Here is a 12456-nt window from a genome sequence, read left to right as displayed (position 1 = left end):
ATACAATGCGCGTAAAAGGGGCAAACACCTGAATGGCCGACCATATCCTCGTCGTCGACGATGATCCGCAGATCACGGACTTCCTGCAGCGCTATCTGACCAAGCTCGACTACCGGGTGACGACGGTGGCCACGGGCGAGGCGATGCTGGAGGCGTTCGAGGCAGCGCCCGTCGACCTCGTCATCCTCGATATCGGCCTGCCGGACCGGGACGGGTTCGAACTGACCCAGGAGTTGCGGCGGCGCTCGAACCTGCCGATCGTGGTGCTGTCGGCTCGCGACGAGGCCTTCGACCGGGTGATCGGGCTGGAATTCGGTGCCGACGACTATGTCACCAAGCCTTTCGAGCCGCGCGAGCTCGCCGCCCGCATCAAGTCGGTGCTGAGGCGCTACCGGGCGCCGGAGCATGAGGCGCAGGAGAGCACCGCCAACGCGGAGCAGGCGTTCGGCCCGTGGGCGTTGAAGCCGGTCCAGCGCGTCCTCGTCAACCGGGAGACCGGCCTCGACGCCGGCCTGACGACGGCGGAGTTCGATATCCTCGCCGCGCTGATGGAGCATCCCGGGGCGGTGCTGAGCCGCAACCAGCTCCTCGACATCGCCCGCGGCCGGGCCTCCTATGTGGGCGACCGCTCGGTGGACGTCCACATCATGCGGCTTCGGCGCAAGATCGAGGACGACCCGGCCAACCCGCGCTACGTCAAGACGGTGCACGGGGTCGGCTACGCCTTTTCCGGCGCGGGATAAGGACGACCGGGGCCGGCCACGCGGTCTCTATATCGCCCTCTGGTTGACCCGGCGCGACAGCTCTTCGGCGCTCTCCTTGCGCTCGCTGAAGCGGTCGACGAGATAGGGCGCCACGTCGCGGGTCAGGAGGGTGAACTTCACCAGTTCCTCCATCACATCGACGATGCGGTCGTAATAGGCGGACGGCTTCATCCGGTTGTCGTCGCCGAACTCCAGGAATGCCTTCGGCACCGAGGACTGGTTCGGGATCGTGATGCAGCGCATCCAGCGCCCGAGGATGCGAAGCTGGTTGACGGCATTGAAGCTTTGCGAGCCGCCGCAGACCTGCATGACGGCAAGGGTCTTGCCCTGGGTCGGGCGCACGGCGCCGAGCGCCAAGGGAATCCAGTCAATCTGCGCCTTCATGATGCCGGTCATGGAGCCGTGCCGTTCCGGCGAGCACCAGACCATGCCCTCCGACCACATGGCGAGGTCGCGCAATTCCTGAACCTTCGGATGGTCTGTCTCCGCATCGTCCGGCAGCGGCAGGCTCGAGGGATTGAAGGTCCGGGTCTCCGCTCCGAGCCTTTGCAGGATGCGGGCGGCCTCCTCCGTCGCCAGGCGCGAGAAGGAACGGGTGCGCAGAGATCCGTAGAGCAGCAGGATGCGCGGCCTGTGGGTCGACCGGCCGACGGCGAAAAGCCGTTCCGGGTCGATCTCGCGAAACGCCGCTTCGTCAAGCTGAGGGGTGGGATCGGACGCGTCAGCCAACGCGGTTTCCTTCCGCGTCGAGGATCATTGCGCCGTCTTCCTTGTAGAGCGGGCCGGGCGGCATCCGGTCGAGGAGGTCGAGCACGGTCTCGCTCGGCCGGCAGAGGCGCACGCCCTTCGGCGAGCAGACGATCGGCCGGTTGACCAGCACCGGGTGCGCCAGCATGGCGTCCAGCAGGGCCTCGTCGGTAGCGGCGGGATCGAGCAATCCCAGCTCCTTTGCCGGCGACTTGGTGGTGCGCAGCGCCTGGCGCGGCGTGATGTCGGCGGCGGCAAAGAGGGCCAGCAATTGCGGCCGGGTCCAGCCTTCCTTCAGGTATTCGATGACGACCGGCGCGTAGCCGGCCGCCTCGATGGTGGCGAGCACGTTGCGCGAGGTGCCGCAGTCGGGGTTGTGGTGAATGACGATGGCCATCGGCTAGGCGCTGAGCCATCTGGCAAGGTCGTCGGGCTTCGGCAGCCCGCCGGCATGGACGAGTTTGCCGTCGACGACGATGCCCGGCGTCGAGGCGACCCCGTAGCCGGCGATCTCCGCGTAGTCCGTGATCTTTTCCACGGTGACGTCGATGCCGAGCCGGTCCGCCTCGGTGCGCACCATCTCGGCCGTGGTCTCGCAGCGCTTGCAGCCTGGCCCCAGGACCTTGACCTCTTTCATCCGTTCTTTCTCCGGTCTCTTGCCTATCCGAAGGCGGCGTTGAACAGGAACCCGACCGCCAGGATGCCGGTCGCGACGACGGCGACGAACACCGCCACCAGTTTGACGGTCAGCACCTTGCGCAGGATGATCATCTCCGGCAGCGACAGGGCGATCACGCTCATCATGAAGGCGAGCACGGTGCCAAGCGCCGCGCCCTTGCCGATCAGCGCCTCGACGACCGGGATAATGCCGGCAGCGTTGGAATACATCGGCACGCCGAGGACGACGGCGGCCGGCACCGACCACCAGGCCTCGCGGCCCATGATCTCGGCAAGGAGGCCGGCCGGCACGTAGCCGTGGATGAGGGCGCCGGCGGCGATGCCGACGATGATCCACTTCCAGACCTTGCCGACGATGTCCCGCACCGCGTCGATGCCGGCCTTGATGCGGTCGACGGCGGTCAACTCGTTGGCGGGAAGCTCGGCGGTTCCGGCCCGCACGTTGCGGACCCAGTCCTGCAGCCAATGCTCCAGGTGCAGCCGGCCGATGACCCAGCCGGCAAGGATGGCGACGCCGAGGCCGAAGCCGAGATAGGCGAGCGCGATCTTCCAGCCGACGAGGGCAAAGAGCAGCCCGACGGCCACCTCGTTGACCATCGGCGCGGCGATCAGGAACGAGAAGGTGACGCCGAGCGGCACGCCGGCCGAGACGAAGCCGATGAACAGCGGCACGGCCGAACAGGAACAGAAGGGCGTGACGATGCCGAGCGTTGCCGCCGCGACGTTGCCGGCGCCCTCGCGCCGGCCGGCGAGCAGAGCGCGGGTGCGCTCGGCGGAAAAGAAGCTGCGCACAATGCCCATTGCGAAGACGACGAGTGTCAGCAGCAGCAGCACCTTCGGCGCGTCGTAGAGGAAGAAGGCGGCGGCCTCGTATGCGTGGCTGCCAGGCTCAAGCGGCAGCAGCGACACGGCCCATGCGGCGAACGGCGCAAGCTGGGAATAGACGAGGACCCACCCAACGACGAAGAGCGCGGTGCCGGCGAGCCAGAGCCCGGTTCGCGGCGACGGCCGCGTCGGCAGAAGGTCGACGGTGCTCACGCCGCGCTCCTTCCGCCGACGACGCTTCGTGCCGTCTCCGGCGCGGCCAGCACGGCCTCCAGCACGACTTTATAGCCTTGATCGAGACTGGCGTTGCGCCGGTAGCGCACCCACTGGGCATCGCGGCGGTCGATCACCAGGCCGGCAGTCTTCAGCGCCGTCATGTGGCGCGACATGCTCGACTGGGCGATGCCGAGCCGGTCCATGAATTCGCACAGGCACATTTCGTGGCCGTCCATCAACAGCCGCATCGCCTCCCGGCGAACGGGGTTTGCAAGGGCGGACAGCACCTGCTCGATCGTGCTCATATCAAGAAAGCCAATTGGAATTGTCGATCCACAGTCATATGTCGTCAAAAGCATATACGGACGGGTCGGGCGGTCAATGGAAAAGCCATAACCCAGCGGTTTTTTGAGGGATGGGCGGCGTTCTGCCGCATATGGTCGGCCGGGCATATGCGGCAGAGCACATTCGCCGGCCGCGCGCTCCGTCGCCCTTCCGCCGCGGCCGGGCCCTGTCGGGCGCGCTTGGACCGGGCTCGATCCGTGTCCCGAACAGTTCAGGCACCGATTTTCGATTGCAGATCGAAAATATTTTTTCGACGTGCCGTTTGCCAAGCAGGAAAACATGAAGTTTCCCTGTCGGACAATTTCGCAATAGCCCGTCAATCTTGACTTTTCGCGGTCTGCGGTCCATCAATAAGAAGAATTTTCTCGTTTTTGCGCGATCCATCCGGCGCGCCGGGCGTTGTTTTTACGAGATATTTTCTTGAAAGGCTGCGCCCGGTCATGTGGGCGCGGAAAAACCAGGCGGTCATACTTTCCGGCACATCGACACGCGCCGCCTGGCCGTCACAGGGAACGACAATTCGCGACAGGCGCAATCCCTGCCGGGCCCGCACGTTCCGGGCCGTCTTCGCGCGACCTTACGGGCATCTGGCGTGCCGCGCGGGCGCGATGCTACGACACACAGGAGGCGGCCTTACAGAACGGGCCGGCGGAAACGATGACGAGCTTCAATTTTCTTGATCCGGCCGAACTCTACACCACGGGCAAACGCCGCGTCGGCCAGAATGCGATGACCTACAGGCGGTTCGACTCGCTCGCCGAGGCGGTGCGCTATTCCATCGAAGAGCTGTCCGCCGTCCGGCTGAACGGCGCCATTCTCGAAGTCAATGGGGAGCGGTTCCGGCGCGAGGAAATCCGCCAGATCTACGACAGCAGCACCTACCCCCTGAAGCGGCAACCGGGAAAGGCCGACGATGCCACGTAAACCGAATTACAGATTTGAACGGTCCGAGCGGGACAAGTCGAAAGCGGCCAAGAAGGCCGAGCGGCTTCAGGCCAAGGCAGAGAAATCCGAGGCACGAAAAGAAACGACCGACGAGGCCGAACAGGACGGCGCGCGGGAGTGAGGAATTTCGCCGGGAATGGCGCGGGCGCACCGCCGCGCGGCGCCATCTGGCGGCCTCAACGGGCCGACGCCGCAGTCCGAGCTTGTGAAATGCGCCAAACGGCCCTATTTAGGCGATACGGATTTTGGCCGGACGGCTGGGTCGCTTCGCTCCATTCTATTGGAGCGCGCTCGTTTCAGACTTTCTCTCCAAAACACAGACATCCGGAAATTGGCCGCGAGCCTCGTGTGCCAGTTCATATGCAGACTGTATTCGAAATCGAAAAGGGTACGCCGTGACTACGGGAATCGTTAAGTTCTACAATGACCAAAAGGGCTTCGGCTTCATCCAGCCGGACAATGGCGAGCGCGACGTCTTCGTCCACGCCACTGCGCTGGAGCGGGCCGGAATCTCGGGCCTGCGCGACGGCCAGAAGGTCTCTTTCGAGACCGAAGTCGATTCGCGCAACGGCAAGACCGCCGTCAGCACGATCGAGCTCGTCTAGTTCGCGAGAGAGCCCTTCGGGGCTCTCGTTGCGATATCGAGGCCGCGGCCTGCCTTGGCGGCTGCGGCTTCATCTCACCGGCGCGCCCGCGCAGTAGAAGTCGCGGCTTTGGCGCGCAAATGGTCGACGTCCCGGCCCTCGGGTCCGGACGCGACGGCCGGACGCCGGCCCGGTGGCCGCCACCGGACTGCTCCGGCAGTGCTTACCAAAGTTAGGATGAAATTTGCAGATCCTCGTCAGAGACAACAACATCGACCAGGCCCTTCGCGTCTTGAAAAAGAAGATGCAGCGTGAGGGCCTTTTCCGCGAAATGAAGGCCCGTCGCGCCTATGAAAAGCCGTCCGAGAAGCGTGCGCGCGAAAAGGCCGAGGCGATCCGGCGCGGCCGCAAGGCAGCGCGCAAGCTCGCGCAGCGCGAAGGCCTCATCCCCGGACGCAAGAAGAAAGCTCCGGCACGACGGGCCGGCGGCGCTTCCTAAGAGCCTGTCTCGCGAAAGCGGGAACCGGTTTTGGGAAAAAGACACGCGCAAGAACACACGGATAGAGACCGTCTGGTGAATTCGTTTCGACGAGACGTTCTCTGACTGCGGGCGCGGCGGACGCCAGGGCTTGTCCCCGGCGCCGCCCCCGAAGGCCGGTGCATCTATTGCCGTTTCCGGCGATGCCCCGCCATTTATGTTCAGCATTCATAAATCAAATCAGTTTTGACGCGATTATCCGGCCGGTCCGACTGCATTAGATTGCAGGTCATGGATCCGGCGGGCATCGCGTCCGCTTCGCATCGCATCGCGTCGCTGCCGCGCTGTTCCCGAACGCGCCGCGCGGCGGCCGTGAACGTTCCAATGCCGCGTCCCGGCCAGACGGTCCGGCGTGACGCAGGCAGCGGGCCTGCCCGATCCGGCACGACACGCGGTCAGAAGCCGCCCCAGATGAGAGACAGTCACATGATCCTGAAAGAAACCTTCACCCTTGCCAATGGCGTCGAGATCCCGAAGCTCGGGCTCGGCACCTGGATGATCGACGACGGCGCGGTCGCGGACGCCGTCCGCACGGCCGTCGAACTCGGCTATCGCCACATTGACACGGCCCAGGCCTACGGCAACGAGAACGGCGTCGGCGACGGCATCCGCAATTGCGGCGTCGCGCGCGACGAACTGTTCGTGACGACCAAGCTTGCCGCCGAGATCAAGGACTATGAGGGCGCCAAGGCGGCGATCGACGGCTCGCTGAAGACGCTCGGCCTCGATCACATCGACCTGATGATCATCCACAGCCCCAAGCCCTGGGCCGAATTCCACGGCGACGATCACCACTTCGCCGGCAATGCGGAAGCCTGGCGGGCGCTGGAAGAGGCCTATAAGGCGGGCAAGCTGCGCTCCATCGGCGTGTCGAACTTCCAGAAGGAGGACCTCGACAACCTGATCGACAACGGCTCGGTGACGCCGATGGTCGACCAGATCCTCGCCCATGTCAGCAACACGCCGTTCGACCTGATCGACTACGCCACGGGCAAGGACGTTCTCATCGAGGCCTATTCGCCCATCGGCCACGGCAAGATCCTGAACAATGCCGAGATCGGCGCGCTCGCCGAGAAATACGGCGTCGGCGTCCCGCAGCTCTGCATCCGCTACGTCCTCCAGCTCGGCCTCGTCGCCCTGCCGAAGACGGCGAACCCGGAGCATATGAAGACCAACGCGGCCGTCGACTTCGAGATCTCCGGCGCCGACATGGAAACGCTGAAGAATGCCGAGCCGATCAAGGACTACGGCGATGCCAGCGTCTTCCCGGTCTATGGCAAGGTGTAAGGCAACGGCACCCTTCGATCGCTGGCAGCTGCCGCCGGCGATCGCCCCATGCGCCGGAGCGCCTTCCGGTCCCTCCCCTCACCGCACCATGGTCGCCCGGTTCCAACTGGCATAGTCGGGCGCGTTCTCGGCCCACAATTTGCCGTCATGGCCGAACTCGACCATGTGCACCGTGACGTAGTCGTCGGCGACGAAGGCGACGCCGTAGGCGGGCGGCAGGTCGGAACCGGTCAACAGGGCGGTTTCGGGAAAATTGGCAAAGCCGGCGTGGTTGGTGCCGCGCAGGCTCGTCACCGGCACGCCGCCGGCCGAGCCGGTCACCGGCAGGTGGCAATGGCCGAAAAATATGTGCCGGACCTTGTCCCTGTGGCGGGCGACGATCTGCCGGAACGCCGCGTCGTCCTTGAGGCGGATCTCGTCGAGCGGCGCGACATGGGTCGGCACCGGATTGTGGTGCATGAAGAGAAACACCGGCCCCTCGCTCGCCGCCAGTTGTCCTTCCAGCCAGGCCTGCCGGGCGGCGCAATAGTGGCCCTCATGGGTCTCAGGCCCCCAGGTGTCGAGGAACAGGCAGCGCCCGGCCGACGTCTCATGGACCGTCTGAACGAATCCCCCCTCCCCTGCATATTCCGGAAACACCTCAAGGAAGGTCGGCCGGTCGTCGTGGTTGCCGATGCACAGCGCCACCGGCACCGGAATGCGCTCGATCAGGACCCGCAGACGCTCGTAATCCTCGCGGTCGCCCCAGTCGGAGAGGTCGCCGGTAATCGCCATCAGCTCGGCGTCCGGATGATGCTCCAGCGCATGGGCGACGGCCGCCTCGAAATTGGCATTGGAGTCGCGGCCGGCGATGGTCTGGCCCGGCGTGGTGAGATGGATATCGGTGAGGTGCAGCAGCTTCATCGGCATGACGGCAGTTCATTCCATGTCGTGCGGGCGGAAACCCGCCGGTCAATCGACGGTCGGAGGATCGGTCAAGGGGGCGAAGAGGAGCGCGGGCGCGTCAGCGTGCGGGGCCGGCACAATCCGGCCGGCCCCGTTGTCGTTTGTTCCGCTGGCGCAGGCGCGGCCTACTTCTTCGGCAGCAGGTCGGAGACTTCCTCGACCAGTTCCTGCTGCAACTCCTCCATGTCGTCGTTCTCGCCGGTGACGATGCCCTCGATGCCGTCATAGATCACCTGGGTGATGGCGAGGCCGTTGTCTCCCGGATAGGCGATCCAGTCCTTCAACAGGTCGGCCTGGCGCACCGCCGTCTCCTTGCTGGGGTTGTTCTTGTAGAAGTCGGCAAGGAGGTCGTTGGCGGCCTTGTTCGGCGGCATGTAGCCGGTGGTCTCGGCAACGACGGAGGCGCCGACGCCGGAGGTGATGAACTTCAGGAACGTCCATGCCGCCTGCAGCCGGGCCGGGTCGTCCGAGGTCGAGACCAGCATCGCCGCATTGCCGCCGGCCGGCAGGCCCTTCGGCGCTTCGCCGATGCCCGGGAACTCGTGGGTGACGAGGGGGAAATCGCCCTTCGTGCGCTCGATCGCGCCGACCGAGGAGGTCGACCAGTAGTACATGGCGATTTCGCCGGCCGCGAAGGGCAGGCCGGCCTCGGTCCCCGACAGGTTCTTCATGTGGCACTCGCGGAACAGCTTGTGCATGGTCTTGAAGGCGGTCAGGCCGGCCTCGCCGTCGAAGTTGACGCTGCCGTCGGCGTTCAGGATCGGCTCGCCCTGCGACCACATAAGCGCCTGCAGGAACCAGTTGCCGGTGATACTCCAGCCCCAGAACAGCGGGTTCTCGATGCCGGCCTCGTGGAACTTCTTGCAGTTGTCGGCGACCTCGTCCCAGGTCTTCGGCAGTTGCGAGGCCTCGGTGATGCCGATCTTGGCCATCAGGTCCATGTTGTAGTAGCCGACCGGCAGCGACACCGCGAAGGGCAGGCCGTAGACCGCGCCATCGAAGGTGCCGAGGTCGAGCATCGCCTGGTGGTAGCCGTCCTTCGCAAAGTCGGCCTCCTTGGCGATGAACGGCTCGAGCGAGCGGGCGATGCCCTTGTCGACGAGGATCGCCTGGCGGTTGAGGCCCTGCATGGTGACGTCCGGCAGGGTGCCGGCGACGGCCTCGCGCAGCACCGTGTTGGTGCCGTCCTCGTAGTCGTCGTAGGTTGCCCGGAATTTCACCTCGATGTTAGGGTACTGTTCGTTGAACATCGGCATGATCTTCTCGAACGTCACATCGAACAGGGCCGAATACGGATAGCCGACTTCGATGGTGACCTTGTCCTCCGCGAGCGCAGTCGAGGACAGGGCGGCTGCAAGGATTGCAGCGATCGTCAAACGCTTCATGTGTTGCTCCTTCGCTGTAAAGAGACCCTGATTGGCTTGCCGGCGGTCAGGGTCTCGTCGTTCAGCCGCCGATGACGGCCGATTTTCTGTGCGCCCGGGCGGGGCGCGTCACTTCATGCCAGTCAGCGTGATGCCTTCGATGAAGCGCCGCTGGGCGATCAGGAACGCCACCACCAGCGGCGTGACGATCACCGTGGCGATCGCCATCATCGGACCGTAGTCGTTGCCGTCGAGGTCGCCCCGGAAGTCGCGGAGGCCGAGCGGCGGGGTGAACAGATCCTGGTTTCCGGTGATGACGACGCGCGGCCAGAAATAGTCGTTCCAGTGCGCGACCACCGAGAAGATGGCAAAGGCGAGCAGCGCCGGAACCGCCGTCGGCAGCATCACCCGCCAGACGATCGAGAACTCGCTCATGCCGTCCATGCGCGCGGCGTCGATCAGCTCGTCCGGGACCGTCAGGAAGAACTGGCGCATCAGGAAGATGCCGAAGACCGAGATCGTCCACGGCACGATGAGAGCGGCGTAGGAATTGATGAGGCCGACCTTCGACAGCATGATGTAGAGCGGCAGCGCGATCGCGTGGACCGGGATCAAGAGGCAGAACAGCACCAGCGAGAACACCACGTCGCGGCCGTAGAAGGTCAGCTTCGACAGCGCGTAGGCGCAGGGCAGCGCGACGACGACCTGGATCAGGAAGATCGAGACGGTGACGACGACGCCGTTGAGGAGGTAGCGCAGCAGCGGCGCCTTGGAGAACGCGGTGACGTAGTTGTAGACGGCCGGGCGCACCGTGCACGCGGTCTCGGGATTGCCGAGCTTGACGCAATACTCGTCGACGAAGGGCTGCTGGCTGCCGGCGAACCCGCCCGAGTTCGTCTGGATCTCCGAGGGACTTTTCAGCGAATAGCTGACCATCATGTAGAACGGCGCGATGACGATCACGACGCCGATCAGGAGCACCAGGTGCTTGAAGGTTTCACCGATTCCGGACCGCATCATGAGTAGTGCACCCGCTTTTCGACGTAGTGGCGCTGGATCAGCGTCACGGCCATGACGAAGATGAGGAACACCACCGTGATCGCCGCGCCGATGCCGATGAGGTTCTGCCGGATCGCCTTTTCGTAGATCGCGTACATCATCACGTAGGTCGACTTGGACGGGCCGCCGGCGGTCAGCGCCTCGACGGAGTCGAAGACCTGGAACGAGCGGATCGTGGTGATGGTGACGACGAAGACGGTGGTCGGGCCGAGCAGCGGCCAGGTGACCAGCCGGAAGCGGTCCCAGGCCGAGGCCGCGCCGTCCATCTCGGCCGCGTGGTAGAGCTCGCGCGGGATCGCGGTCAGGCCGGCGAGGTAGAGCACCATGTTGAAGCCGAAGGCCTGCCAGACGCCGATGAAGCACAGCGATCCCAGTGCGTAGGCGCGGTCGCCGAGCCAGAGCGGAAAACCGGTGGCGCAGGCATTGCCGTACCAGCTCGTCGCCGGGTCGACGCCAAGGAAGGCGCCGGACAGGAGCCCGTGCCAGAACGGGCTGGCGCAGCCGGCCGAGAGCAGCGCGTTCACCGAGCCGATGGTCGGGTTCAGCATGAATTCCCAGACGATCGCCATGGCCAAAAGCGCCGCCATGGTCGGCAGGAAGAACACCGCCTTGTAGAAGTCCTGGGCAAAGCGCAGCGAGGAAATCAGCAGCGCCGAGCCGAGGCCGAGGCCGATGGAGGCAGGAACCACCACGCCCACATAAATGAGCGACGAGGCGATCATCTTGGCGTAGGTGCGGCGGCTGAAAATATCCTCGTAATTGTCGATGCCGACGAAGGAGAAGTCCGCATTGCCGAGGCTGTAGTCGGTGAACGACAGCAGCGCGGCAATGGCCACCGGCACTAAGAGGATGACCACCATCAGCGTCACCGCCGGGGCAACGAAGAGATAGGGAACCGTCCTTGCCTGCGCCCGGCCCGTCATTGCGCGGCCCCGGCCGGAGCGAGGGCGAGGTCGGCCGCGCCGATCCCTCGCAGCTCGTCGCTCGCATAGATGCGCCGGTTGTCGCTGCTGAACACCACCGCCCGGTCCTCTACCGACCAGATCTCGGCCGCGCCCTGCAGCGGCAGGCTCTGGGCCGTGTGCGGCTCGGTGCGCACGATCATGGTGTGGCCGGTGTCGCCGACATTGGCGTGAATGAAGAAGTCGGAGCCGAGGTTCTCCTTGTGCCGGACGGTGACCGGGATGGCGCGGCCGTTCGGCGCCTTCGGGGCAATCGCCAGGTGCTCCGGGCGCAGCCCGACCGTGACCGTCTGCGGCGGCCCGTCGAAGGCGCGCGCGAAGGTGTAGCCGCCGACCGTGGAGACGGCGCCGCCGCTGCCGAGCGCACCCGGCAGGGTGTTCATCTTCGGCGAGCCGATGAACTGGGCGACCCGGAGGTCCGCCGGATCGTGATAGACCTCGTCGGGCGAGGCGAACTGCAGCACCTCGCCGTCCATCATCACCGCGATGCGGTCCGACATGGTCAGCGCCTCGGCCTGGTCGTGGGTGACGTAGACGAAGGTGGTGGCAAGGTCGCGATGCAGTTCGGCGATCTCGGCGCGCATGTGGACGCGCAATGCGGCGTCGAGGTTCGACAGCGGCTCGTCCATCAGGAAGGCGACGGGCTTTCGGACCATCGCCCGGCCGACCGCGACGCGCTGGCGCTGGCCGCCGGAAAGCTGGCCGGGCTTGCGGGCCAGGAGATCGCCGATCTTCAGGGTCTCGGTGGTCTCCTCGACCACGGCGCGGATGCGGTGCATCTTCTGCCGGCGGCCCGGCATCAGGTGGCCGAGGCCGGGAAGACGTTCCATCCGGTTCAGGCGGCGCAGCTTCAGCGGCACCATCAGGTTCTCTTCGACCGTCAGATGCGGATAGAGCGCGTAGGACTGGAACACCATGGCAAGGTCGCGCCGGCTCGGCCGGATGTGGTTGACCACCCGCCCGCCGATGGCGACGTCGCCGCTGTTCTGGGGTTCCAGGCCGGCGAGGATCTTCAAAAGGGTCGACTTGCCGCAACCGGACGGGCCGACGAGCGAGACGAACTCGCCGTCGGCGATGTCGAGCGAGACGCCCTTCAGCACCTCCGTGGTGCCGAAGCTCTTGCGGATATTGCGAAGGGTGACGGTTGCCATGCTGTCCGATCCGTTGTCGCCGTTGCTGCGATCGCCGGTGTGGTAG

The 12456-nt window shown here is 65.4% G+C and carries 17 protein-coding genes; 6 read left to right on the top strand and 11 right to left on the bottom strand.

Features of this window, described 5'->3' with window-relative positions:
• The first annotated feature begins 32 nt into the window (after nucleotides 1-32).
• The gene (locus CH339_RS06885; protein WP_111433593.1) at nucleotides 33-743 is read left to right on the top strand and encodes a response regulator; all 711 of its coding nucleotides are present in this window, start codon (nucleotides 33-35) and stop codon (nucleotides 741-743) included.
• A 27-nt stretch (nucleotides 744-770) separates the two neighbouring features.
• Here the strand turns inward: CH339_RS06885 and arsH are convergent, their stop codons facing one another.
• The 6 genes from arsH to CH339_RS24275 form a co-directional block, all read right to left on the bottom strand.
• Complete coding sequence (gene arsH, locus CH339_RS06880) at nucleotides 771-1493, bottom strand: arsenical resistance protein ArsH (RefSeq protein WP_111433592.1); 723 nt, start codon at nucleotides 1491-1493, stop codon at nucleotides 771-773.
• Nucleotides 1486-1908 (bottom strand): arsenate reductase (glutaredoxin), encoded by a 423-nt coding sequence (gene arsC / locus CH339_RS06875; protein WP_111433591.1) that lies wholly within the window; start codon nucleotides 1906-1908, stop codon nucleotides 1486-1488. Before arsC ends, arsH begins: the two co-directional genes overlap by 8 nt.
• 3 nt (nucleotides 1909-1911) lie before the next feature.
• The gene (locus CH339_RS06870) at nucleotides 1912-2148 is read right to left on the bottom strand and encodes a thioredoxin family protein (protein ID WP_111433590.1); all 237 of its coding nucleotides are present in this window, start codon (nucleotides 2146-2148) and stop codon (nucleotides 1912-1914) included.
• Between the two features lie 23 nt (nucleotides 2149-2171).
• Nucleotides 2172-3209, bottom strand: a complete 1038-nt coding sequence (locus tag CH339_RS06865; RefSeq protein WP_207189590.1) for a permease — start codon at nucleotides 3207-3209, stop codon at nucleotides 2172-2174.
• Between the two features lie 14 nt (nucleotides 3210-3223).
• Nucleotides 3224-3535: an ArsR/SmtB family transcription factor gene (locus tag CH339_RS06860; RefSeq protein WP_111433588.1), complete on the bottom strand. Its 312-nt coding sequence runs from the start codon at nucleotides 3533-3535 to the stop codon at nucleotides 3224-3226.
• 356 nt (nucleotides 3536-3891) lie between these two features.
• Nucleotides 3892-4128 carry a hypothetical protein gene (locus CH339_RS24275; protein ID WP_146610125.1) on the bottom strand — a complete coding sequence of 79 codons (237 nt, stop codon included), beginning with the start codon at nucleotides 4126-4128 and terminating at the stop codon, nucleotides 3892-3894.
• A 104-nt stretch (nucleotides 4129-4232) separates the two neighbouring features.
• Here CH339_RS24275 and CH339_RS06855 point away from each other — a divergent pair, with 104 nt between their 5' ends.
• The 5 genes from CH339_RS06855 (at nucleotide 4233) to CH339_RS06840 (ending at nucleotide 6929) form a co-directional block, all read left to right on the top strand.
• Entirely contained in the window at nucleotides 4233-4499 is a 267-nt protein-coding gene (locus tag CH339_RS06855; protein ID WP_111433587.1) for a hypothetical protein, read from the top strand.
• Nucleotides 4489-4641, top strand: a complete 153-nt coding sequence (locus CH339_RS24610) for a hypothetical protein (protein WP_170138428.1) — start codon at nucleotides 4489-4491, stop codon at nucleotides 4639-4641. Before CH339_RS06855 ends, CH339_RS24610 begins: the two co-directional genes overlap by 11 nt.
• Before the next feature lie 274 nt (nucleotides 4642-4915).
• Nucleotides 4916-5125: a cold-shock protein gene (locus tag CH339_RS06850; protein ID WP_111433586.1), complete on the top strand. Its 210-nt coding sequence runs from the start codon at nucleotides 4916-4918 to the stop codon at nucleotides 5123-5125.
• Between the two features lie 223 nt (nucleotides 5126-5348).
• Complete coding sequence (gene rpsU / locus CH339_RS06845) at nucleotides 5349-5603, top strand: 30S ribosomal protein S21 (RefSeq protein ID WP_111433585.1); 255 nt, start codon at nucleotides 5349-5351, stop codon at nucleotides 5601-5603.
• Between the two features lie 450 nt (nucleotides 5604-6053).
• Nucleotides 6054-6929: an aldo/keto reductase gene (locus CH339_RS06840; protein WP_245408109.1), complete on the top strand. Its 876-nt coding sequence runs from the start codon at nucleotides 6054-6056 to the stop codon at nucleotides 6927-6929.
• A 78-nt stretch (nucleotides 6930-7007) separates the two neighbouring features.
• Here CH339_RS06840 and CH339_RS06835 read toward each other — a convergent pair whose 3' ends face one another.
• From CH339_RS06835 to CH339_RS06815, 5 genes are all read right to left on the bottom strand, one after another.
• Nucleotides 7008-7838 (bottom strand): phosphodiesterase, encoded by an 831-nt coding sequence (locus CH339_RS06835; RefSeq protein WP_244669069.1) that lies wholly within the window; start codon nucleotides 7836-7838, stop codon nucleotides 7008-7010.
• A gap of 161 nt (nucleotides 7839-7999) precedes the next feature.
• Entirely contained in the window at nucleotides 8000-9259 is a 1260-nt protein-coding gene (locus tag CH339_RS06830) for an ABC transporter substrate-binding protein (protein WP_111433583.1), read from the bottom strand.
• Nucleotides 9260-9367: 108 nt separating this feature from the next.
• Complete coding sequence (locus CH339_RS06825; RefSeq protein WP_201240959.1) at nucleotides 9368-10258, bottom strand: carbohydrate ABC transporter permease; 891 nt, start codon at nucleotides 10256-10258, stop codon at nucleotides 9368-9370.
• Nucleotides 10255-11220 carry a carbohydrate ABC transporter permease gene (locus tag CH339_RS06820; RefSeq protein WP_111433582.1) on the bottom strand — a complete coding sequence of 322 codons (966 nt, stop codon included), beginning with the start codon at nucleotides 11218-11220 and terminating at the stop codon, nucleotides 10255-10257. The genes CH339_RS06825 and CH339_RS06820 overlap by 4 nt, the downstream gene beginning before the upstream one ends.
• Nucleotides 11217-12410, bottom strand: coding sequence for an ABC transporter ATP-binding protein (locus CH339_RS06815; RefSeq protein ID WP_111433581.1), 1194 nt, complete (start codon nucleotides 12408-12410; stop codon nucleotides 11217-11219). Before CH339_RS06815 ends, CH339_RS06820 begins: the two co-directional genes overlap by 4 nt.
• Between the last annotated feature and the right edge of the window lie 46 nt (nucleotides 12411-12456).

The sequence above is a fragment of the Rhodobium orientis genome (assembly GCF_003258835.1).
Lineage (GTDB): Bacteria > Pseudomonadota > Alphaproteobacteria > Rhizobiales > Rhodobiaceae > Rhodobium > Rhodobium orientis.
Note: the sequence above shows the minus strand (reverse complement) of the source record. Positions and strands in the feature narration are given on the sequence as shown.